This is a genomic window from Candidatus Spongiihabitans sp. (genome assembly GCF_965237845.1).
Taxonomy (GTDB): domain Bacteria; phylum Pseudomonadota; class Gammaproteobacteria; order Arenicellales; family Poriferihabitantaceae; genus Spongiihabitans.
Genome location: NZ_OZ250154.1, coordinates 2554668 through 2577470, shown reverse-complemented (window position 1 = coordinate 2577470; position 22803 = coordinate 2554668). Strand labels below are relative to the sequence as shown.

Here is a 22803-nt window from a genome sequence, read left to right as displayed (position 1 = left end):
AACATAATAGGTTTTTATCTGAGATGCAACATTTCCAGTGCCATTTCCAATGATATGGGGGGGGATGAATTTATTTCGATCCGAATCGACATCGGCAAGGCGCTAACTGAAAAGAAATAACCCTTCATAGCAAATGTCCAATAAAATCGGCCAATAAAATCAGCAGACATTAACTTGTAATTACAACATGGATATCAGTCAGTACGAATACTCTTTACCAGAATCGCTAGTCGCACAATTCCCCACACCGAAGCGGTCGTCCAGCCGATTGCTGGTTGTCGAATCAGATGAGGATTATCGGGATATTCAATTCGAGAACATCATCGACCAGCTCAATCCAGGTGATTTGCTCGTAGTCAATGATACCCGGGTATTGCCGGCCCGAATGTTTGGGAAAAAACCGAGCGGGGGCAAAGTGGAAATCATGTTGGAGCGGATTGTGGATGATCGATGCGCGTTGGTTATGCTGGGTTCAAACAAACCGATTCGAAAGGGCCAGGTGTTATTGCTCGGCAACGAGCATCATTTAGTGTCCGGCAACGAGCATAAATCAGCGCCCGGCGATTGCGCGTTGGTGGTTAGTGGCCGTCGCGGCCAGTTTTTTGAGTTGCTGTTTCCGAGAGGTTATAACGTCAGGGACACTTTTGAGCGATGGGGTTGCATGCCGTTGCCGCCCTATATTGCTCGTGATGCCAGCGCATTCGACAGCGACCGTTACCAAACGGTCTATTCCAAAACTCCTGGTGCGGTGGCTGCGCCAACAGCGGGGTTGCACTTTGATCAACCTTTAATTGATCGTCTTCATCAGCGTGGCGTGGCTTGGGGCGCGATTACGCTGCATGTGGGGGCGGGCACTTTTCAGCCGATTCGATGCCAGGACATTCGCTCCCATCAGATGCATTATGAGCGCATCGAGGTTGGCGAACAAGTTTGTCAGCAAATCGCCCAAACCCAAGCTCAGGGTGGCAGAATCATCGCCGTGGGCAGCACGGTGGTCAGAGCGCTTGAAAGCGCTGCGCAATCCGGTGGATTAATGCCCGATGCCATGGATACTGATTTGTTTATATTTCCGGGCTATAAATTTAACGTCGTTGATGCACTGGTTACCAATTTCCACTTACCCAAATCCACATTGCTAATCATGGTCAGTGCGTTTGCGGGTTATGAAAGAATAATGGCGGCGTATCGGCATGCGATTGATAACGGCTACCGTTTTTATAGTTATGGGGATGCGATGTTTTTGCAGCGACAGCCATAAAAGTCAAGATATAAAAGCCAAGCCATGAAATTCACAATTAAATCAAACCAGGGCAATGCGACTCAGGGCAAGGCGCGTTGCGGCGAGTTGTCCTGCAGTCGAGGAAATATCAGCACACCGGCATTCATGCCTGTGGGTACAAGCGCCACGGTAAAGTCCCTTATCCCGGAAGAAGTCGAATCCGCAGGCGCGCAAGTTATTTTGGGCAATACGTTTCACTTGATGCTGCAACCGGGAACAGAAGTGATTCAAGCGCATGGCACACTGCACGATTTTATGAATTGGCATCGCCCGATTTTGACCGATTCCGGCGGCTTTCAAGTATGGAGTTTGAAAGCGCTCAGAAAACTCGAAGAAGGCGGCGTAACATTTCGTTCGCCAGTGGATGGCAGTAAAATTTTTCTTGGGCCTGAACAATCCATGGACATCCAAAAAGCCCTGGGGTCGGATATTGTAATGGTTTTTGATGAGTGCACGCATTGGCCAGCGACTGAAAACGAAGCACGCGCTTCCATGGAATTGTCGGCCAGATGGGCCAAGCGATGCAAACACAGTTATTCGGGGCAGGGATCGTTGTTTGGAATAATTCAGGGTGGAATGTATGAAAACCTGCGACTGGAATCGCTTGGACATTTAACTGATTTAGGTTTCGATGGTTATGCCATTGGTGGTTTATCGGTCGGCGAGCCCAAAGAAGAAATGATGCGAATTGTCGATGCACTCGTCCATCGAATGCCGGAAAATAAGCCACGCTATCTAATGGGTGTGGGGACACCAAAAGATCTTGTGGATTGCGTGGCCAAAGGGGTGGATATGTTCGATTGTGTCCTGCCCACTCGAAACGCACGAAACGGATGGTTATATACGGATGGCGGAGTGGTCAAAATCAGAAACAGTCAATACCGACTGGACACTAATCCGGTGGACAGTTCCTGCCTGTGTTATACCTGTCAGAATTATTCACGGTCGTATTTAAAGCACCTGCATAAAAACAACGAAATCCTTGGCGCGCGTTTGTGCTCCTTGCACAATACGCACTACTATCAAAATTTGATGCAACGAATTCGGGCCGCAATTTCGTGTAACCAATTCGATGAACTCGCCCAAAATTTCAGTCCAAAATTTCAGTGAGGATTTGATAAAATTCGTCCTGCTGTTATTAGTAATGACTTTAACCAACCTTATATAAGCGAAAAATTACTCTTTTGGGGCATTGACGGATGCAAGGCCGGATGGCTCTGCGTCGGGTTGGGTGTGGGCGGTGAACACGATCATTTTGTCGGTAGCGATATTCGCGAAGTTGACAAACACTTTCCGGAAGCAGAGCAGGTGTATAGATGCTGTTGCGAGAAATTCAAAAGGAAGGATGTGGCGCGAGATGATATTGTTGACGCACTGGTAGCGGCGATTACGGCAAAAATCGGTTTTGGAGAAAATGTCCTGAACTGAAAACACTGCAAATACTTCCTTCCGATCCGCCCGAAGATTCCTGCGGGTTGCGAATGGAAATGTTGTATACAGATTGGTCAACTGTAGCCGTTTGAGCCCCGGAGATTGGCTAAACGCTGTTGCATATAATGAGGGCTGTCCCAGGCAACCAAGTTTATCGTAAGATAGCAGAATGAGAAAGAGTTGTTTAAGCCAGTATAAACAAATTCGTTCATGATGAAAAAAATTTCGTGGTTATCAATAGCCTGTATGGGACTTGTAAACTCGTGTTTTATGAGCACTATTTTCGCATTTTTCTTAATGGGCGGATTGATTGGCAAGGATTACGCTGGGGAACCGATATATAGCACTCTACCGATTTCAGCTTTTGTGGCTGGTGCAGCTATTTCTGTGATTCCGATTTCTATGCTAATGGCTCGATATGGCCGTCGGCTTGGTTTTCTTATTGGGTCTATAGCAGGTATGGCAAGCGGTGTACTCTGTTACGCGGCTTGGGCATATTCTAGCTTTATCTCAATCTTCACCGCTGGTTTTTTGGTTGGAATACTAACTGCCTCTTCATCTTATCTACGATTTGCAGCACTTGAAATAACCCCCGAGCAGTGGCACGGTCGGTCGGTGTCAATCGTTCTTGGCGGCGGTATCATCGCTGCTGCAGTCGGTCCACATTCCGCTTTAGCTGTAAACAGCTTGTTTGATACTCATCTGTATCCATCACTTGGGTTGGCTCTTATTGCCATTAATATGATCGCATTTGTCCTGTGCCTTTTGATCAAATTCGGTCCGCGACCGAATTCTAAAAGCCATACATTAGATTTTAAATGCCTGATGGGAAAAGTGCGGTTTCAGCTTCAATACCCCCTATTTTTACGTGCCGCTACTGCCTCTGTTACTGGTTATATCATCATGACGCTGATTATGAATGCTTCCCCTCTCACTTTAGTAGATAATTTGGGCTATTCTCTAGAGACTACAGCAATCATAATGCAGAATCATTTTTTTGCGATGTTTATCCCATTCGTTATCTCAGGCTATCTGTTGGATTATATTGGAGCCAATAGAATTGTATATATAGGATTTTTCTTATACGCCATCTGCCTATTCATTCTCCTGATATCAACTACCATTCCAGCATTTCAAGTTGCGCTAGTACTTCTAGGGCTTGGGTGGAACTTTACTTTTCTTGGAGGTACCACGCTGCTTTTTACTTCTGGGTCGGCAGAACAAGGTCTCGTTTCGCAGCCGTTGAACGAGTTCTCCATTGACTTAGGAAATTTCTTTGCCTCTATGTTTGTTGGCTGGGCTCTTTATACAATCGGCTGGGTCTCAATTTTGCTCGTCGGTGGCATTTTGACCACCTTAGCCTTACTAATTTTTAGTCTGCTCAATTATATAGTGCTAAAACAATATTCTACGGAAACATAAAATGGAAGAGATCATCACTATGGAATCTGGTCTAGAATCGAATATAAAGCTCGGAGATGGGCGATTTGCCCCTCCTCTTTCATATTCCGATCAAATTTTCTACTATAGAACTCCAGTCTGGAAATATCGTGTTTTCATACTTGGTTGAGGAAGCTCGTGAATCGGCTTGTAACTCGGCCAAGCGAATCGCAAAAACTTCTTCTGGAAGTTACGCTGAGCAAATTTGGGCACTTATTACGTCAGGAAAATATCGCCGTAGCTCGCTCTCTTATCCTCAAGAGGTATACGATGAAATTATAGAATCTATTGAAACGTCCATCAATGAGCGCAAACCAATAGAGTTGGTCTTTAGTTTCTTTCCTTCTGAATTCGGCGAAATTTCTAGAAAAATTTTACAACCTAGTGTGGCCAGCGCCTGTCGATTCATCGCAATCAACCAGGTTGTAGGCATCGAAGAGCCTCACAAACAGTTATTTCGTAATTCGATTCGCTGTACTGTCCATCCAAAGGTTCGGCAGTTGGGCATTCACCTATCAATAAATCTACTCATGTATTCGCACATTGTGGTCAAGGAATAATTAGGGGGAGCATACAGGAACCAATTAGGCTCAAAGATATCCGGGTTGATTTCGCTGCGAACATCTTGAGGAATGGTCAGCGGGTCGAAGGGATAACATTGGATCCGGAAATTTATCCATTCTCATCCCCTAATCATCCATTTGTAGTCTGGAAACAAAAGTCATGACTACTTTATTTGTACCGCGAATCAGCCAAGTTAAATTTTCACCACCTCTTTCTGAGACAGACATCTATCACCCCGTTCAAACAGTTGTTGCAGATGTGAATTTTACATCTCTCAAGGAACAGGTATATGAAAAGGCGTTGAGCATCGTACGATCAATCGAGAAAATCCCTTCACTTCGAATCGAAGAAAAAATACTATCATTTCTGACTAACGATCGGTATTGCCATCCCGAAACTAAAATTGATGGGTCTCATCGTAATAGCTTTCTGAATAAGCTCCAACTGGCGATAAATCGTGACCAACCGATCAATCTAATTCTAAGTCTTTTTCCTTGTAAAGGGTGCCATCCCTTGCGCACATTTGCATCGCAAGGCTCTGAAGTATATCTGTCAGAAATTGCAGCTCTTTTAAGGCTTTATGAGCTCGCATCAGGTATTGGTATTTTATATTCTCCAGGCGCAAGCATTACGATTCTATCTAATGGGATTAGGTATTCCGATGTTTTCTGTGAACCAGAAACCAAATAATCGACCTATGACGGGTGTGGTCCTATCGCCAGAGAACTATCCATTTTCCAACGGCGAGCATCCACTGTACATATACACATCTAATTGAAAGCCACGTATCATGCGTCGACGTAAATCAAGTATTCCAATGGGATCCTTCAATCCATCCTACCATTACGAAATGCTCATTGACCAACGCCGCGTTAAGCCATTCGAGGAGGCCATTCGGTCTGCCATCAGCTCATCCGATGTCGTACTGGATATTGGAACCGGGTCAGGCATTCTCGCTATCTTAGCTGCCCGGGCTGGTGCTAAAAAAGTATACGCGATAGAAAGGATGGCCGACATGCGTCAAATCGCTGAAAGCAATTTCGCTAGAGAGCAGTTACCAGCCTTGAATTACGATATTATATCCGAAGATGCTACTAAGGAGTTGAATCTATGTGAACCTATTGATTTAGTTATTTGCGAACTGCTTTCGACCTGGCTTGTTACCGAGCAACAAGCTTCTGTCTGTATAAATCTTCAACGATATTTGAAGGCCTCCGCAAAGATGATCCCAGCGAGAATGAACAATTTCATAACTGCAGTTCATGCACCGCTAAGATATTTTGACACCACGATTGATGCACCATATTATATCCGGGAACTGAGAAACTCACAGGCAATTAAGTTATCTAATACAGTTAGATCTCACACCACCGATTTTATGACTTTGGAAAGTCATAATGTAAATGTGACAAATATTGAACTCATATGCCATGCAGATGGAATAATCAATGCTGTCCTTTTAGAAAGTAATGCAGTACTTAACGATAAATACTTGGTTGATGATGGCCAAACACTATTTCTACCATACATTGTCCCATTAAAACGGTCGATACACGTTTCGGATGGTGAAAGATTGAAGGCATCAATTGAGTATAATTATGGGCTCGGTTGGAACCAATTGGTAATCAGCTTAAACACTGAGAAGTAACGAAATCATGTTGAAATCTACTATCGGCTTTCCATGGGTGGGTACATTACCCCATTTTTTGATACTGGACGTATTTATAGCTTTAATAATGTCATGAAGAACCGGATAGACCCAAAAATTCGGTTTTGGAAGTCGCATCGGGAACAAGTCCTCTCAGCATCTTGGCTGCGCAGTATGCATCACGGATAGTTGCCATCGAAGATGATCTGGAGATGTTCGAGATCGCAAAGCAAATGATCGCTAGTGCGACTAATATTGATAACATAGAAATAAGACTCGTCGACACTCTTGAAGATACCATGCTTCACGAGATGTTCGACTGCCTTATTTGCGAAGTATTAAGTGCAGGTTTGCTACTCCAACCTCAAGTCAAGCTTCAGAACCAATTTCTACAATATTTAAAACCAAAAGGAGTAACTATTCCATGCGGTATTACCAACCTGGTAAGCTTGGTTGTAGCGAATTTCGAACCACTTGGAATACACTTTCGCTATCCATTTCGAGAGCGGGAAGATTTAGAGTGTCCGATCTTAAAGACTAACAATGTCATTTTGAACGATTTTTGCTTTAACGAGCAACTCCCCATTGAAGTAACTGCTCAAGCGCGTGTGACCGCTATAAACAGTGGGCTTGCCAATGCATTAAGATTTGAAACAGTTGTCCATGTTTCCGAGGAGGTTTCTGTAAGTGGCACTCCAACATCCGGACAAGAGTATGAATTAAATCTTCAATATAATCACGCAGAAGAGATGATCGATATTCCTAATATTGAAATATCAATTTCGCAGTAAGGTTTATGTGACTGGCAATAAATTTAATGTGTAATTACAGGGGTTCTTTCTATACAATTGGTGGTTCGAAAACCATGGCTCGAAAACACCAAGTTTTGAAGGCTAACTCTATATCTGGAGCCTGACATGTTTAAAAAAAATGAAAGTATCGCTGATCTGGATCCCGAATTGTGGGCGGCCATGGCCAAAGAGGAACAACGCCAGGAACAACACATAGAATTAATCGCTTCGGAGAATTTCACCAGTCCGCGAGTGTTGGCGGCGCAAGGGTCGGCGCTGACCAACAAGTACGCGGAAGGCTATCCCGGTAAACGCTATTATGGCGGCTGCGAATTCGTTGATATCGCTGAATCCCTCGCCATTGAGCGCGCGAAAAAGCTGTTTGATGCGGATTATGCCAATGTCCAGCCTCATTCTGGATCTTCAGCGAATTTAGCAGTGTATATGGCGTTGGTTGAACCGGGCGACACCATTCTCGGAATGAGTCTGGCGCATGGCGGGCACTTAACCCACGGTGCGTCGGTCAGTTTTTCGGGGAAAATCTATAATGCGGTCCAATATGGGCTGGATGACGCAACCGGCGAGGTTGATTACCATGAAGTGGAATCGCTGGCCAAAGCGCATAAGCCGAGGATGATCGTCGCAGGATTTTCCGCGTATTCAAGAATTATGGATTGGCAGCGATTTCGGGAAATTGCAGATAGGGCGGGCGCCTACCTGTTTGTGGATATGGCGCACGTTGCCGGGTTGGTGGTCACCGGTCATTATCCTAACCCGGTGCCTATTGCCGATGTGACCACCACTACCACCCATAAAACCTTGCGCGGCCCCAGAGGCGGCATGATTTTGGCCCGGGAGAATGAAACAATAACCAGAAAATTAAATTCATTGGTTTTTCCGGGTACTCAGGGTGGTCCATTGATGCATGTCATTGCTGGCAAAGCGGTTGCGTTCAAGGAGGCTATGGAGCCTTCTTTCAAAGACTATCAACAAAGGGTTGTGGACAACGCCAAAGCAATGGTTGAGGTATTCCAGGCGCGTGGCTACAACATTGTTTCGGGTGGAACGGACAATCACCTGTTTCTGTTGGACTTGATTGATAAAAACATCACCGGAAAAGACGCCGATGCTGCATTGGGTCAAGCGAATATTACGGTAAACAAAAATTCAGTGCCTAATGATCCAAGATCGCCGTTTGTAACGAGCGGTCTGAGGTTGGGCACCCCGGCCATAACTACCCGCGGATTTGGTGTGGACCAAGCTAGAGAACTGACAGGTTGGATGTGCGATATTTTGGAAAATATCGAAGACCAGTCGGTGATTCAAAACGTAAAAGAAAAAGTTATCGAATTGTGCGGCAGGTTTCCCGTATATGAAGGGCAAGCATAAGGACGTTGATTGATTCTAAGATCACTTTGCTTTGGCGATGACGCAACGCGCTTATGCAGAAATAACCATCAGGGGCGGAAAAAATCAGGCGACGTTCAGGTCCGATTTTCGCCAGCGGCTGGCAGCTAAGTAGGTATACTTGTCGGCATGTTATTTGATTTTGAAACTTGTTATGCTGCTGTTAAAAATCGGGATGCTCGATATGACGGGGTGTTTTTTACCGGAGTGAGCAGTACAGGGATATTCTGCCGCCCTGTTTGTCCGGCGGTGACGCCTAAGCCCGAGAATTGTGAATTTTATCTCTCATCCGTTGCGGCCATGGCAGCGGGGTATCGGCCATGCTTGCGCTGTCGGCCGGAATCGGCGCCGAACAGCCCGGCCTGGAATGGTGTCAAAACAACCGTAAAAAGAGCGCTAACGCTGATTGATCAAGGGGCGTTGGATAACCATACCGTGAGTGAATTGGCTGAACGATTAGGGATAAGTGATCGATATCTTAGACGATTATTTTCCAAACATGTCGGTGCGAGTCCAAGGGACGTAGCGCGCTCAAGGCGGGTATTGTTGGCCAAGCGATTGATTTCAGACAGTGCCGATTCAATGACACCTTTCATAAATTATATGGCGCACCTCCCAGCGAGTTGCGTCATGTCCATTCCCGCCAGGCCCATTCCCGAAGGCCCATTCCCGAAGGCCCATTCTAATAAAACCATACATTCAATACAGTTGCAAACATGAAAAAATTTTGCTCAGCTATTTATAAAAGCCCGACTGACGGAATTGGCGAAATTTTGATGATTGCCGATGGCAATAAATTGTGCTTTCTGGATTTCGCAGATAACGATGAGCGTGTTCAGAGACTGCTTAGGCGAAGATACGGAAATTTCGAAATGACTCGGAAAGCAAATGTGTTGAATATGCAAAGCAGGATGGACCGCTATTTCAGCGGTGACTGGAAGGCGTTTGATGGATTGCAGATTGTTGCCGATGGCACCGCCTTTCAACAACGAGTATGGGATTCGCTGAAAACAATTCCCGTGGGCGAGACAATTTCCTACCGCCAATTGGCAAGCGCCATTAAACAATCAACAGCAGTACGGGCGGTGGCCAGCGCAAATGCAAACAACCCGCTGGCAATTATAATTCCCTGTCATCGGGTTATCGGTGAAGATGGATCGTTGCGCGGCTACGCTGGAGGAATGCACCGAAAAGCCTGGCTGTTAAATCATGAGGGTTTTAGCGCCAGATTTTAGTATGTCGTCAATCAGGTCGAGAAGGCGTACATTCGATTCGAATTCAATGTAAAATAATTTGTTCTACAAGCACAGATTTAATTCAAAAATTTATCGCCCTGATCCGCATAACCCAAGATCATAAGAGAGATCATCATGGTTCGGAGAGCCAAATGTATCTAAGCTTATGTAGCCTTCACAGAAACTTATCAAACAAAGATTGATAATCGCCAGCCTCCGCTTGCCTTAATGCCGCGATATATTCGCTACGATGTTGACCAATGTTTTGTAAATGGCCATCGTTCCAATCGATCGGTTGTTCATGTAAGATTTTTTGCAATAACGCATCTGCAATAATACGCGCATGCCTACCATTACCATTCGCAAACAAATGGATTTTAACCAGGCAATGGTGAAAACGTAAGCAATCTCCTTGCACAGAAGATGCCATTTCCCCACTCATCAGTCGCGCCCCATAAGCGTTTTTCTATCGCTTCAATGTGTTCGAGTTGAGGCATGTGGTACGGTGGCCCTGCGCAACCATGAATTAGGCCTGAAGCTTTCTATTATTCGCGATCTTCTTAACGAGATCGCTGGCACTGGTTTGAAACCAGCCTGGCACTATTCCGTGAGCGAATGCCATTATCGCCGCTTTCAAACAATTTCCGGCATAACGGAATGCCACGCTCTGGTGTTCAAAGTAACTTTCTTCAACTTCTGCTAAGTGAGATCTGCTGGCATTAAGCATAGTATGTTTTGGCGTGGGGGCGTTAACGGTCTGGTACCGAGGAAAGGACTTGAACCTTCACGGGCAATCGCCCACTAGCACCTGAAGCTAGCGCGTCTACCAATTCCGCCACCTCGGCATAAAATGAAAGTGGACTGTACCGATTGCGCCGTTGCATGTCAATTTGAACTGCGTTTAGGTTGCGTTCTTGTCTGATATTGCGGCTTGCTATGTTATTCGCCGCGAAAACTAGGTATCCTCGCCGGTCTGAAAATGTGTCCCAACTATTAATGGTATGGCTATGTCAACTCCAAACGAACTTACCGATTCATTAACCCATTCGAGCGAGCGCATGGCGGCGTTAAGGGGGTATCTTTGACTATGAAGGCAAGAAAGATCGACTGCAGGAAGTCGAACTGATTCTGGAAAATCCGGGGATATGGGATGATCTGGAAGAGGCGCAGAAGCGCGGACAAGAACGAGCTAATCTGGCGCAAGTGGTTGATGGATTGGATCAGTTGCAGCGGGATATTGCTGATGCTTTGGAATTGCTGGATTTGGCTAAAACCGAAGATGGCACCGAAATCGTTGAGGAAGTGGCCGAGGATGTCGGAATCATTGAATCCAAGCTGGACAAATTGGAATTTCGACGGATGTTCAGGGGCGAGGCCGATGCTCTTAACGCATTTGTCGATATCCAATCAGGTTCTGGTGGCACAGAAGCTCAGGATTGGGCGGAAATGTTATTACGCATGTATAGCCGATGGGCTGAAGGTCAGGGATTTAAATCAGAGTTGGTCGAGCGCTCCCCAGGGGACGTAGCCGGAATCAAGAGCGCCACAATTAAAGTGTCCGGTGAGTATGCCTACGGTTATATGCGCACCGAAACCGGGATTCATCGGTTGGTTCGTAAAAGCCCTTTCGATTCGGGAAATCGACGGCACACTTCCTTCGCCTCGGTCTATGCCTATCCGGAAATTGATGATAGCTTTGAAATTGATATCAATCCTGCGGACTTGCGAGTGGATACCTATCGCGCCAGCGGGGCCGGCGGGCAACACGTAAACCGCACCGACTCGGCGGTTCGCATAACCCATAATCCGAGCGGAATCGTGGTACAGTGCCAAAATGACCGCTCCCAGCATCGTAACCGCGCTGAGGCGATGTCCATGTTAAAAGTCAGATTGTATCAAGCGGAATTGCAAAAGCGCCGCCAGCAACAACAATCAGAAGAAGACAATAAATCCGATATCGGTTGGGGCCATCAGATTCGATCTTATGTATTAGACCAGGCGCGCATAAAAGATCTGAGAACCGGTGTTGAAACTGGCAATACTCAGGCGGTTCTGGATGGCTCCTTGAATCAATTTATTGAAGCCAGCCTCAAGGCTGGCCTATAACCACCCGCATAAAACCACCCGTAAAACCGGAACAATACCAATGCGCGAAGAAAGCGACCAAAGCCAGCAAAGACGCGACAAACTAACCGCGTTACGCGCTCAGGGCAATCCGTTTCCCAATGACTTTAGACGAGACGCATTTGTCGGTGATCTATTGGAAAAATATTCTGAGGATGGCGAAGGCGTCGGGCAGCAAACCATTCGCGTCAAAGTTGCCGGACGGTTGATGTCCCGAAGAATCATGGGCAAAGCCGGCTTTGCCCACATTCAGGACATGAGCGGCAAAATGCAGTTGTTTTTGCAACGGGATAGGCTGCTCGAGAATGTCTATAACGAAGAATTCAAGAAATACGACATCGGCGACATCATTGCGGCGGAAGGCGAGTTATTTCATACCAAAACCGGAGAGTTAAGCATTCGGGTGGACCGAATTAGATTGCTGACCAAAGCATTGCGACCCCTGCCCGAAAAATTTCATGGCTTAACCGATACGGAAACCCGTTATCGACAACGCTATGTTGATCTAATCATGAATGAGCAAACCCGATCGGTTTTCAAAATCCGGGCTAAAGCGATTCAATATATTCGGGAATTCATGACCGAACGCAGGTTTCTCGAAGTCGAAACACCGATGATGCATCCCATTCCCGGCGGGGCCGTGGCGCGCCCGTTCAGCACCCATCACAATGCCCTGGATATGGCGTTGTTTCTGCGCATTGCACCGGAGTTGTATCTAAAGCGATTAGTGGTCGGGGGATTTGAGCGCGTGTTTGAAATAAATCGTAACTTCAGGAATGAGGGTGTGAGCACGCGCCACAACCCGGAGTTCACAATGCTTGAATTCTATTGGGCATATGCGGATTACCATGACCTCATCGATTTGACTGAAGAAATGATGCGCGGGGTATGCCAGGCTGTTGTGGGTGATACCAAAGTGGAAAGTCAGGGTCAAATTCTCGACTTTTCAAAACCTTTCCGACGTTTCACCATGATTGAGTCGATACTCCACTTCAACCCGGATATAACGGAATCCCAGCTAACCGATTTGGAGGCGATTACCAAACTGGCGATTGAACTTGACATTGACGCGCTGCCAGGTCATGGCGTGGGCAAAATTCAGACCGAGGTGTTTGCAAAGCGGGTAGAGGAGAAACTGACTGATCCGACTTTTATTACCGCCTATCCGGTGGAAGTATCGCCCTTGTCACGACGTAATGATGACCAACCTGAAATCAGCGATCGCTTCGAGTTCTTTGTGGATGGAAAAGAAATTGCCAATGGCTTTTCTGAATTGAACGATCCAGAGGATCAAGCTGAAAGATTCAAGAAACAACAGCAACATAAAGACGCCGGCGATCATGAAGCGATGCATTTTGATGCCGATTATATCCGCGCACTGGAATATGGCATGCCGCCGACCGCCGGAGAGGGTATCGGCATCGACCGGCTGGTGATGGTGCTGACCGATAGCCCGTCGATTCGGGACGTGGTGTTGTTTCCGCATATGCGCCATGAAACAGTTTCTGATTCCTGAGCATATCCGACTTTGTGATAGAATCCACCATTATGAGCAATACGCCCACAGTCGTTTCCGTCATCAATCTCAAAGGCGGTGTCGGCAAAACCACCGTGACTGCTCTGCTCGCGCGTTATGCGGCGCGACAAGGCTTGGATGTCCTCGCTGTAGATTTGGATCCGCAGGCGAATTTAAGTCAGGCGTTGATGACGACCGACGACTACACTAAATTCATGGACGAAAGATAACCTTCCATCGTGGAGTTGTTTTCTGGTTATGCGGTGCCCACCAAAAACAAACCTGCCTCCTACCCTTTGGATGCGGCGGGTGTTATCAAGCAGGTGTCCTCCGGGTGGCTGGCAAAATGGAAACTGGGAGTTATTCCGTCAAGATTTGATTTCTCGGATAACCTTGTTCGCGCCACAAAAATGGATGAAAGAGTGCTAGCAAAATTCATCGCGCGGCACATGCAACACAAAGATTTAATTTTGATTGATTGCGCCCCCACGGAATCAATTTTCACCAAAGCGGCGTATCACGCTTCCCGCTATGTTTTAATTCCGGTGAAACTGGAATTTTTCTCAACCATTGGTTTTCCGTTAATGAAACAATCGCTCGAATCTTTTCGCACGGGCAATCGCGGACATACAATAGATGTGTGCGGAGTGCTTGTTCATAGAACAAAAACAAGTGGATATGGTTCTTCCGCAGATGGACGTGATTCACTAATAGACATCAGAAAAAAAGCAAAAGATTATAAGTGGGATATTTTCACGAACCGGATGGATCATTCCGATGCATACCCCAGATGGGCAAAAGACCCGTACGCTGGATATTTGGGAAACGCGGGGATTGAATGGCCGGATGTGGCGAAAGAAATTCTTGCCAAAATTGATCTCGGCAAACAAGAGAAGGAACAATGAAACAAGAACAAGTGCAAAAAACCTTGAGTGTTTTAATAAACAGCTTTGGCTACGAAAATATCCGCAAAACACTTAGCGGTATGCGCTCGGAAAAATCCGCCGTCGCAAATCGCGGGGCGAAAATTCGCCGTGTCGTCGCTAATCAATCATCCATGAAACCAACCAAGAAAAGAACAAAGCCTAACGCCGTGAAAGTCGTGAAATCCATTGACATAAGCGACGATAAGAAAAAAGAAATTCTTGCCATCATGGCGGAAAAGTACGAAGCGAAAGAGTTCATGCCGAATGTCAACCATGTACGGGATTTTTTAGGCGGCGGAAGGGATGTGTCGCGCATTAAATCGCGACAGCAAGTAACCGTCGCCGTGTTCAAAGAACTGGCTAGTTTGGAAACAAGCGAACTGCGCGAAATGCTGGATCGTGGATTCTATGCCCCCCCCAAAAGACTGGAGTCCTATGCACGGGCTATAGAAGGGTTTAGCAGACAAGGCCGTTCCGCTTAAAACCGACAAGCAGCCCTTTTCCCAAAAAAAATTAATAATCCACCTTATCATTCGCAACGACTATATTGTGTCCGCACCGTGAAATGGCTTGCTGATTTAAAGGAACGAATCCGGTGATGCCGCCGTTAGAGCTTTTTATTGGTTTGCGCTATACGCGGGCTAAAAGGCGCAATCATTTTATTTCGTTTATTTCCATGACCTCCATGGCAGGCATCGTTCTCGGGGTGTGGGCATTGATTACGGTTATGTCGATTATGAATGGATTTCACAAGGATCTTCGCGACCGAATTTTATTCGTGGTTTCTCATATCACTATCAGTGATTTCGATGGTTATCTGGACGATTGGAAATCCGTGTCCGACAGAATTTCCAGCCATCCTCAAGTCCAGGCCCAGGCGCCCTTTGTGTTAGGGCAGGGCATGATTACCAAAGGCGCGCGAGTGACCGGCGCGTTGATTCGCGGTATCGATGCCGACCAGGAGCGAGCAGTGTCCGAGGTACTTAACCATATCGTCGAAGGCGACCCGGATGCTTTGCAGTCCGGGTCTTTTGGCATTATTCTGGGTAAAAATTTAGCAAGATCGCTGGGTGTAAGTCTCGGTGAAAAAGTGACCGTGGTGGCGCCAAACGGCAAGGTAACGCCAGCCGGTCTGTTGCCACGGTTAAAGCGTTTTACCGTGATTGGATTATTTGAAATCAACATGTACGAATACGATAGCGGCATCGCATTAATCCATATCGACGATGCTGCGAAGTTGCTGAGCCTTGAGGATAAAGTCACCGGTCTGCGGCTCAAGCTTAACGATGTTGAGCAAGCGCGGAGGTTTCGAATCGAAATTTCTCGGCAACTCAATGACGAGTTTCGGGTGCGCGACTGGACTATGGAACATGCCAACTTTTTTCGCGCGCTGGAAATCGAAAAGCGGGTGGTGTTCATCGTGCTGTTGTTGATTATTGCGGTAGCCGCATTTAATATTGTCTCAACCCTGGTCATGATTGTCACCGACAAACAAGCTGATGTGGCAATCCTGAGGACTTTGGGTATGAGCCCGGCAAGCATCATGAAAGTGTTTATGATTCAGGGATCGATAATTGGCGTGATCGGCATTTTATTGGGTGGCGTGTTTGGCGTAATTACCTCGCTCAATGTGGAAACCATCATCCCCGCCCTGGAAAACTTCTTCGATACGGAATTGTTCCCGTTGGACGTTTATGTGATCAGCGATTTCCCGGCGGACATGCGCTGGGCCGACGTGGCACGGGTTATTTTTGCGGCGCTGTCGATGAGTTTTCTCGCGACCATTTATCCGGCCTGGCGAGCCTCTAAAGTTCAACCGGCTGAGGCGTTGAGGTACGAATGAGTACGCATCAGGAGGCCGATAATTTGGGTGCTGATAATTTGCCGAGCGATAATTTAGTGATTGATTGCCGGAATGTTTCTAAAACATTTGATGAAGGGCCGATTACAGTTGAGGTGTTGGAGGATATCGAATTTCAGGTTGAACGAGGGGAGCAAGTCGCCATTGTCGGCGCTTCCGGGTCGGGGAAAAGCACGCTGTTGCATATTCTGGGTGGTTTGGCCGAACCGACCAGTGGAAAAGTCATGATTGACAATCGGGATATTAATCGCCTGTCTCAAAAAGCCCGGGGTGATTTGCGTAATGCGGCGTTAGGTTTTGTTTATCAATTTCATCATTTGCTCCAGGAGTTCACCGCCCTTGAAAATGTGGCGATGCCGTTGTTGATACGTAAAACCAGCGCCGAACAGGCATTTGATACGGCGCGAGACATTCTTGAGCGAGTGGGGTTGGGACAGCGAATTGAACACAAGCCGGGAGAGCTGTCCGGTGGTGAACGGCAAAGAGCCGCCATTGCGCGGGCGATGGTGACAAAACCTAAATGCATCATGGCGGATGAGCCCACGGGTAATCTGGATTCCCATACCGCCGATGCTATTCATGAGTTGTTGCTGGAGCTAAATCAGGATGTTGGAACCAGCCTGATTGTGGTGACCCATAACTTAAAACTTGCACACAAAACCGGGCGAATTGTCAGTATTAAGGATGGTAAGTTACACGCTAAGGCATAGCCCTTTTCCTGGTCAATGCCAGTACTCGAGTAAAAGGCTCAAGGTAATTTGAATGCTTGTTGTCCGGGGTCGAACACAAAGGAGACAGCCCGATGCAGGCCAAAGCGAAGCATATCAAATCAATGGCGGCACAAAACAACGGTTGCATCGTTTTGGGTGTATGATTCTGGAGTATATTCAATAATCTGGCGGGATTCGCATATTCCCCAGCTAAGGCAATGAAAATATCGAAGAAAAATCAATTCGCAGTGGTTTCCTGTGGCGGCCCGCCCGCCCACTGCCAAGATGAATAACAATTTCTCACTGCGGACGAGGCGCGAAGGCGGCGGCACGCCGGTGCTGCGGAACTGGGGAGCGGATTGCGACTATGGCGTATTGCGCGATATTCTGCTTGGGCCCGTGGACCACTACCGCTGGCTGGAAACCAGTTCGGTATCGAAGAAAAGCATCCGACGCAATCTTGCGTATGATTATGATGTAGCCAAAGCGCAGCATGCTGAAATGGTGTCCGCTTATGAGTCAGCTGGGGTCGTCTGTCATTTCCACGCGCCGGACCAGGCATTGCCATATCAGGTATTTGCGCGGGATTCGTCGGTGATGACGCCATATGGAGCAATCATCACCAATATGGCAAACTGGTGGCGACGGGGCGAGAACTTCCGTGCGCTCGAAACCTATGAGCGTCTTGGCATCCCGGTCTATGACTATGTAACCGCTGGACATTTCGAGGGCGGGGATTTTAATGTGATCGAACCGGGATCTGTGCTGATCGGCTGGGAGGGGAATGAAGGCCGTAGCCACGAACCGGCGGCGTTGCAATTGCAAGGATGGTTTGAAGCCGAAGGATGGGAAGTCATGTTGACCGACATTGACCCGTTCTATGTTCACATTGACCTCATGGTGGTTATGTTGGCTCCCAAGCTCGCCGCCGTCTGCCTTGAGTCCACCGACCCGGAAGTAATTTTGTGGCTCAAATCAAAACAAATCGAAATGGTCGCAGTGCCATTTCAGGACACCTTGGAGCTTGGCTGTAACGTGGTTGCGCTGGGCAACGACCGGATTCTGCTGCCGCAAACAAGCAAGGTTTTGAAAGAAAAAGTCCGCGCCTTGGGCATTAAAGTTTACGATCCGGATGTGTCGATGATCACGCCGGGCGGAGGCGGAGTGCATTGCATGTGCCAGGCGTTGCGGAGAGATCCGGGTTAGTCGGTTCTCGAAATCAGAAATTCACATCGATGGGCGCCGGGTCGCCGGTGAAAACGAAATCCTGACGAAAACCGGTCCGATACATGGGAATTATGGGTGGCGATGTGTTTTTCGCTTCCTGGACTATGGGTATGCTGATTATGCTTTTCCTTGTTTTATCCGCTATACCGATTAAGATAAATTGCATGTTACGAGATATATCGTCAAATTAAATAAAGGAGTAGCGATGCAACAAATTCGCATAAATGGGGAGCGTCTGTGGCACACCCTGATGCAGATGGCGGACATAGGCGCAACCGCGAACGGTGGTTGTAACCGTCAGGCGCTTACCGATAGCGACCAACAAGGGCGGGAATTGTTTCTGCAATGGTGTCGTGCCAGCGGTTATGCTGTGCGCTATGATGCCATCGGCAATTTATTTGTGCGTCGCGCTGGTAAAAATAGCGATGCTGATGCTGATGGTGAGTCTGATGATGTGCCTGCGCCGGTCGCTCTGGGAAGCCATTTGGATACCCAACCCACCGGCGGGCGTTTTGACGGCGTTCTGGGTGTGCTGGCGGGCTTGGAAGTGTTACGCAGTTTGGACGACCACAAAATCGCTACAAAATCGCCGCTGGAAGTTATCGTATGGACGAATGAAGAAGGGGCGCGATTTTCGCCGGCGATGATGGGCTCTGCCGTCTATGGCGGAAAATTGTCCTTGCAAGCGGCGTTGTCGGCGAAAGATGCCGAAGGCATCAGTGTTGGCGCAGAACTGCGGCGGCTGGGTTATGACGCGCCCAAGTCGTCTTTGCGCCATCCTCTGCAAGCCTATTTTGAATTGCATATCGAACAAGGGCCGTTGTTGGAGCAATCCGGTAATAGCATCGGCGTTGTTACTGGCGGGCAAGCGATTCGCTGGTATGATGTGCTGATGCGGGGGGAAGAAACGCACGCTGGGCCTATGCCCATGGCTTTGCGTAAAGACCCGGTGATGGCTTTGCCGAAACTGTTGAGCGCAGTCTATGAGGTAGCCGATAAAAACAGTGATGGGCGAGCGACTATCGGGCAATTGCAAGCCTTTCCCGGCTCCCGCAATGTGGTCCCAGGGCGGGTAGCCTTAACCGTGGATTTGCGTCATCCTCAGGAACAAATGCTACAAGCGATGGATGAGAATTTGCATGCCGCGCTTGCCACTTTGGGGCAAGAATTCCCGCATTTATCGCTTGACTGTAGGCCGGTATGGCATTCTCCGGTTGTGCGCTTTGCCGATGAATTGGTGGCACGCATCCGTTGCGCCACCGAAACGCTGGGATACCGTCACCAGGATATTATCTCAGGTGCCGGTCACGATGCTTTCAATGTCGCGGCAAAAACGGCGGCGGCGATGATTTTCATTCCTTGCGCCGGTGGTTTAAGCCATAACGAACAAGAATCCGCAACCCCGCAAGATTGTGAAGACGGAGCCAATGTTTTATTGCATGCGGTTTTGCAAACGGCGAATGTTTGACCCATATCGGTGGTCTGGCTTTACGGGTAATCAAGCACGCCGCCGGTTGCATTCGGGATTGACTCAAAGCGTCCAGGAACAAGGCAAATAATTCACCTTGCGATGCGATATTCATTTTTGTGCGTAAAGTGCCTTGGCGTTGGAATCCCTGTAATGATTGAATCAGGTTTTCCGACGCCGCCGGTGTACTATCAACAACTCATGCAAGCTGCTTGATTTGTCTGGTATGTGGCGAACCCGGACATTGTTGCAAAATCGATGCCGCCCTTGGCAATTCTATCCAAACCCCCATATATTTCTTCATATTTATTCTCGGGCGAATTATGGTACATATAATCAATGAACGATAACGTAGTTGAAAATGTAGTTAATGAACTGGCCAGGCCGGAAGACGTATTGCCCGGAGTTTTGCATTTATTACCGCTGGAGAAAAAACCTTTTTTCCCCGCTCAGGTATTGCCGCTGGTGCTTGATGTACGTAGATGGAGTAAGACATTAAAGGCGATACATAAGGCCGATCAAAGCGCCGTAGGCGTGGTTTTCACCGACGGGGTCAAGCCCGAGGCAATAGAATCCAAGGACTTCAGGTCGGTCGGCACGGTATGCAAGATTCATCACATCGAGCAGCAGGAAGATCAATATCATGTTGTTTTGGCGGGATTGCAGCGTTTTGAAATCACCAATTGGGTTTCTGAAAAACGCCCCTTTACCGTGCAGGTGCGTTATTTCCCTGAACTGAGTCCGGCAGAATCAACCGAAATCAAAGCCTATACCACCGCCATCGTAAATATCATCAAGGAGTTGTTGCCGCTTAATCCGATGTATGGTGAAGAGCTGAAGATGTTTCTAAACTATTTCAGAACCGGCGAACCGGCCAGGTTGGCGGATTTTGGCGCCAGTTTAACCACGGCGGATGCGGTCGAGATGCAGGAAATACTCGAAACCATTGAGTTATTGCCGAGGATGGAAAAGACTCTGGTGCTGTTACAAAAGGAAGTTGAAGTCGCCAAGGCGCAAACCGAGATTCGCGCGCACATCGAAGGCGAAATAACCCAGCACCAACGCGAAATGTTTTTGCGCGAGCAGCTTAAGTTTATTCAAAAAGAACTGGGTATTTCCAAGGACGACCGTGAATCGGAAGTCGAAACTTTCCGCGGTAGATTGGAGGGGTGTGTGTTGCCGGAGCAGGCGCAAAGTCGCATTGACGAAGAGCTGGACAAACTGTCGATGCTGGAACGCGGGTCGCCGGAATATGGGGTAACCCGCAATTACCTGGATTGGTTGACCAGCGTACCTTGGGGTAAACACAGCAAGGATTCCCTGGTTCTGAAAAATGCGGCCGTTATATTAGACCGCGATCATGAAGGCTTGGATGAAGTCAAACAGCGCATCCTCGAATTCATCGGCGCAGGAAAAATGAAAGGCAAGGTGGCAGGATCAATCATGTTGCTGGTAGGGCCGCCGGGCGTGGGCAAGACTTCTCTGGGGCGGTCGGTAGCCGACGCATTGGGTCGAGAGTTTTTCCGATTTTCATTAGGCGGCATGCGCGATGAAGCGGAAATCAAGGGCCATCGTCGAACCTATATCGGGGCGATGCCGGGCAAGTTTGTTCAGGCGCTGCGGGAATGTAAAACCGCCAACCCGGTGATCATGCTGGATGAAATCGACAAGATTGGAGACTCTTTTCGTGGCGACCCTGCGTCTGCTTTGCTTGAAGTTCTCGACCCTGAGCAAAACAAGGATTTTCTCGATCATTATCTTGATGTGCGGGTGGATTTATCCAATGTCTTGTTTATTTGCACCGCCAACCAACTCGACACCATTCCCGCGCCATTGCTTGATCGGATGGAATCGATTCGATTGTCCGGCTATTTGGCGGCGGAAAAAATTGTTATTGCCCGCAAGCATTTGTTGCCCAGACAATTACAACGAGTTGGCCTTAAAAAGCGTGGCCAACTTCGAATCGATACCCTGGCGATGAGAAAAATTGTTGAGCGATACGCCCGTGAAGCGGGGGTGCGTAGACTAGAAAAGATGTTGGGAACGATTACCAGAAAGGCAGTGATGAGATTGCTTAAAAAAAACAAAGCGCCGATTCATGTTACCGTGAAAAATCTTGAACAGTATCTGGGCAAGCCCATTTTCAATGACGAAGATCGAATTGCCGGTGTCGGTGTGGTAACCGGACTGGCCTGGACCGCAATGGGCGGCACCACCTTGGACATCGAAGCAACGCGCAGTCATAGTTTTAATCGCGGATTTAAATTAACCGGGCAGCTTGGCGACGTTATGAAGGAGTCGGCAGAGATTGCTTATAGCTATGTGCTTGGCAACGCAGAACAATTTGGCATTGATCAAACGTTTTTCAAAAACGCCATGATCCATCTGCATGTACCGGCAGGTGCAACACCAAAAGACGGCCCCAGCGCCGGAATCACCATGGCTTGTGCCCTGATTTCATTAGCCAAAGGCCGCGCCATCAAAAAATCCATCGCCATGACTGGCGAGATTTCACTCACTGGACAAGTGCTGCCGGTCGGCGGCATCAAAGAAAAAGTCATTGCCGCACGCCGAATGAAAATCCGCAATCTAATCCTGCCCGAAGCCAATCGCGGTGATTACGAAGATCTGCCCGATTATATTACCAAGGGTATTAAAGCGAATTTTGTATCCCGCTATCCCGATGTCGTAGCGCATTTGTTTTAGGGGCAGTTTTTCGGCGAAGCCGAAAATCACTGCCCCTTATCCTGCGTTAGCGCGCATCGCCAACTTTTTCATTGTGTCTCAAGCCTAACGCCCCGTATCAGTGACAAAGAGCGCGCGTAGCGGGCTCTTTGTCCGACTGCATGCACTTGTTATATATTTACCGCAACTCAATTTCAACAAAATAGAATTCAAAGTCATTCGCGTTAACCACATTATGCTCTACGCCTATAGGTCTGTAGTACGACTGCCCAGCTTTCAGTTCAGCAATGCTATTACCTTCTGTGGTTTCAAGAAGCAAATTGCCATTCATACCTGGAACAACAATGTAATCATAGCCATGTTTGTGCCAACTGGTTTCTGCGCCGGGTTCAAATCGCCACTCGGTGACGATGACGCGTTCATTGTCAATTTGCTTGTTAGCTACAGCCTTAGGTCTGTTTAATGTCATCGATAGTTTCTAAGTAAATATA

Annotated in this window: 24 protein-coding genes, 1 tRNA gene and 1 pseudogene; 20 read left to right on the top strand and 6 right to left on the bottom strand. The window is 47.7% G+C overall.

Annotated elements, in window-relative coordinates:
* Nucleotides 1–187 precede the first annotated feature (187 nt).
* Nucleotides 188–1258: a tRNA preQ1(34) S-adenosylmethionine ribosyltransferase-isomerase QueA gene (gene queA / locus ACPXXB_RS12450; protein WP_423907848.1), complete on the top strand. Its 1071-nt coding sequence runs from the start codon at nt 188–190 to the stop codon at nt 1256–1258.
* A 24-nt stretch (nt 1259–1282) separates the two neighbouring features.
* A complete protein-coding gene (gene tgt / locus ACPXXB_RS12445) occupies nt 1283–2389 on the top strand; it encodes a tRNA guanosine(34) transglycosylase Tgt (RefSeq protein WP_423907846.1) in 1107 nt (368 codons plus the stop codon).
* Between the two features lie 66 nt (nt 2390–2455).
* Here tgt and ACPXXB_RS12440 read toward each other — a convergent pair whose 3' ends face one another.
* Complete coding sequence (locus ACPXXB_RS12440) at nt 2456–2788, bottom strand: hypothetical protein (RefSeq protein ID WP_423907844.1); 333 nt, start codon at nt 2786–2788, stop codon at nt 2456–2458.
* A 132-nt stretch (nt 2789–2920) separates the two neighbouring features.
* Here ACPXXB_RS12440 and ACPXXB_RS12435 point away from each other — a divergent pair, with 132 nt between their 5' ends.
* The 8 genes and pseudogenes from ACPXXB_RS12435 to ACPXXB_RS12400 all read left to right on the top strand — a co-directional run bounded on the left by ACPXXB_RS12435 (nt 2921) and on the right by ACPXXB_RS12400 (nt 9795).
* Complete coding sequence (locus tag ACPXXB_RS12435) at nt 2921–4132, top strand: MFS transporter (RefSeq protein ID WP_423907842.1); 1212 nt, start codon at nt 2921–2923, stop codon at nt 4130–4132.
* Between the two features lie 56 nt (nt 4133–4188).
* Complete coding sequence (locus tag ACPXXB_RS12430; protein ID WP_423907840.1) at nt 4189–4710, top strand: hypothetical protein; 522 nt, start codon at nt 4189–4191, stop codon at nt 4708–4710.
* 163 nt (nt 4711–4873) lie between these two features.
* A complete protein-coding gene (locus tag ACPXXB_RS12425; RefSeq protein ID WP_423907839.1) occupies nt 4874–5404 on the top strand; it encodes an L-tyrosine/L-tryptophan isonitrile synthase family protein in 531 nt (176 codons plus the stop codon).
* A gap of 100 nt (nt 5405–5504) precedes the next feature.
* A complete protein-coding gene (locus ACPXXB_RS12420) occupies nt 5505–6362 on the top strand; it encodes a 50S ribosomal protein L11 methyltransferase (RefSeq protein ID WP_423907837.1) in 858 nt (285 codons plus the stop codon).
* Nucleotides 6363–6484: 122 nt separating this feature from the next.
* A pseudogene (locus ACPXXB_RS12415) lies at nt 6485–7153 on the top strand (hypothetical protein); the annotation flags it as partial.
* Nucleotides 7154–7279: 126 nt separating this feature from the next.
* Entirely contained in the window at nt 7280–8542 is a 1263-nt protein-coding gene (gene glyA, locus ACPXXB_RS12410; protein WP_423907836.1) for a serine hydroxymethyltransferase, read from the top strand.
* Nucleotides 8543–8689: 147 nt separating this feature from the next.
* Nucleotides 8690–9280 (top strand): bifunctional transcriptional activator/DNA repair enzyme AdaA, encoded by a 591-nt coding sequence (locus ACPXXB_RS12405; RefSeq protein WP_423907835.1) that lies wholly within the window; start codon nt 8690–8692, stop codon nt 9278–9280.
* A 152-nt stretch (nt 9281–9432) separates the two neighbouring features.
* Nucleotides 9433–9795: a methylated-DNA--[protein]-cysteine S-methyltransferase gene (locus ACPXXB_RS12400; protein ID WP_423907833.1), complete on the top strand. Its 363-nt coding sequence runs from the start codon at nt 9433–9435 to the stop codon at nt 9793–9795.
* A 175-nt stretch (nt 9796–9970) separates the two neighbouring features.
* Here the strand turns inward: ACPXXB_RS12400 and ACPXXB_RS12395 are convergent, their stop codons facing one another.
* The 3 genes from ACPXXB_RS12395 to ACPXXB_RS12385 all read right to left on the bottom strand — a co-directional run bounded on the left by ACPXXB_RS12395 (nt 9971) and on the right by ACPXXB_RS12385 (nt 10640).
* Complete coding sequence (locus ACPXXB_RS12395) at nt 9971–10237, bottom strand: Fic family protein (RefSeq protein ID WP_423907831.1); 267 nt, start codon at nt 10235–10237, stop codon at nt 9971–9973.
* Between the two features lie 84 nt (nt 10238–10321).
* Nucleotides 10322–10522, bottom strand: coding sequence for a DUF6356 family protein (locus ACPXXB_RS12390; protein ID WP_423907829.1), 201 nt, complete (start codon nt 10520–10522; stop codon nt 10322–10324).
* Between the two features lie 31 nt (nt 10523–10553).
* Nucleotides 10554–10640 (bottom strand) — tRNA-Leu (locus tag ACPXXB_RS12385).
* Between the two features lie 162 nt (nt 10641–10802).
* On the opposite strand from ACPXXB_RS12385, the gene prfB reads away from it, so the two are divergent.
* From prfB to ACPXXB_RS12345, 8 genes are all read left to right on the top strand, one after another.
* A protein-coding gene (gene prfB, locus ACPXXB_RS12380) for a peptide chain release factor 2 (RefSeq protein ID WP_423907827.1) occupies nt 10803–11901 on the top strand; the annotation gives its coding sequence in 2 pieces (ribosomal slippage) (nt 10803–10877 and nt 10879–11901; 1098 coding nt in all).
* A 40-nt stretch (nt 11902–11941) separates the two neighbouring features.
* Nucleotides 11942–13435, top strand: a complete 1494-nt coding sequence (lysS, locus tag ACPXXB_RS12375; protein ID WP_423907826.1) for a lysine--tRNA ligase — start codon at nt 11942–11944, stop codon at nt 13433–13435.
* A gap of 32 nt (nt 13436–13467) precedes the next feature.
* A complete protein-coding gene (locus tag ACPXXB_RS12370; protein ID WP_423907824.1) occupies nt 13468–13665 on the top strand; it encodes a ParA family protein in 198 nt (65 codons plus the stop codon).
* 9 nt (nt 13666–13674) lie between these two features.
* The gene (locus ACPXXB_RS12365; protein ID WP_423907823.1) at nt 13675–14340 is read left to right on the top strand and encodes a ParA family protein; all 666 of its coding nucleotides are present in this window, start codon (nt 13675–13677) and stop codon (nt 14338–14340) included.
* On the top strand, nt 14337–14843 hold the full coding sequence (locus ACPXXB_RS12360) for a hypothetical protein (RefSeq protein WP_423907821.1): 507 nt from the start codon (nt 14337–14339) through the stop codon (nt 14841–14843). Before ACPXXB_RS12365 ends, ACPXXB_RS12360 begins: the two co-directional genes overlap by 4 nt.
* A gap of 116 nt (nt 14844–14959) precedes the next feature.
* Nucleotides 14960–16204, top strand: coding sequence for a lipoprotein-releasing ABC transporter permease subunit (locus tag ACPXXB_RS12355; protein WP_423911190.1), 1245 nt, complete (start codon nt 14960–14962; stop codon nt 16202–16204).
* On the top strand, nt 16201–16932 hold the full coding sequence (lolD, locus tag ACPXXB_RS12350) for a lipoprotein-releasing ABC transporter ATP-binding protein LolD (protein WP_423907819.1): 732 nt from the start codon (nt 16201–16203) through the stop codon (nt 16930–16932). The genes ACPXXB_RS12355 and lolD overlap by 4 nt, the downstream gene beginning before the upstream one ends.
* 285 nt (nt 16933–17217) lie before the next feature.
* On the top strand, nt 17218–18138 hold the full coding sequence (locus tag ACPXXB_RS12345) for a dimethylarginine dimethylaminohydrolase family protein (RefSeq protein WP_423907817.1): 921 nt from the start codon (nt 17218–17220) through the stop codon (nt 18136–18138).
* Between the two features lie 13 nt (nt 18139–18151).
* On the opposite strand, the gene ACPXXB_RS12340 is transcribed toward ACPXXB_RS12345, so the two are convergent.
* On the bottom strand, nt 18152–18325 hold the full coding sequence (locus ACPXXB_RS12340; RefSeq protein WP_423907815.1) for a hypothetical protein: 174 nt from the start codon (nt 18323–18325) through the stop codon (nt 18152–18154).
* Nucleotides 18326–18364: 39 nt separating this feature from the next.
* Here ACPXXB_RS12340 and ACPXXB_RS12335 point away from each other — a divergent pair, with 39 nt between their 5' ends.
* Both ACPXXB_RS12335 and lon read left to right on the top strand, forming a co-directional pair.
* On the top strand, nt 18365–19627 hold the full coding sequence (locus ACPXXB_RS12335) for a Zn-dependent hydrolase (protein ID WP_423907813.1): 1263 nt from the start codon (nt 18365–18367) through the stop codon (nt 19625–19627).
* 339 nt (nt 19628–19966) lie between these two features.
* Entirely contained in the window at nt 19967–22333 is a 2367-nt protein-coding gene (gene lon, locus ACPXXB_RS12330; RefSeq protein ID WP_423907812.1) for an endopeptidase La, read from the top strand.
* 157 nt (nt 22334–22490) lie between these two features.
* Here the strand turns inward: lon and ACPXXB_RS12325 are convergent, their stop codons facing one another.
* On the bottom strand, nt 22491–22781 hold the full coding sequence (locus tag ACPXXB_RS12325) for a cupin domain-containing protein (protein WP_423907810.1): 291 nt from the start codon (nt 22779–22781) through the stop codon (nt 22491–22493).
* Nucleotides 22782–22803: the final 22 nt, after the last annotated feature.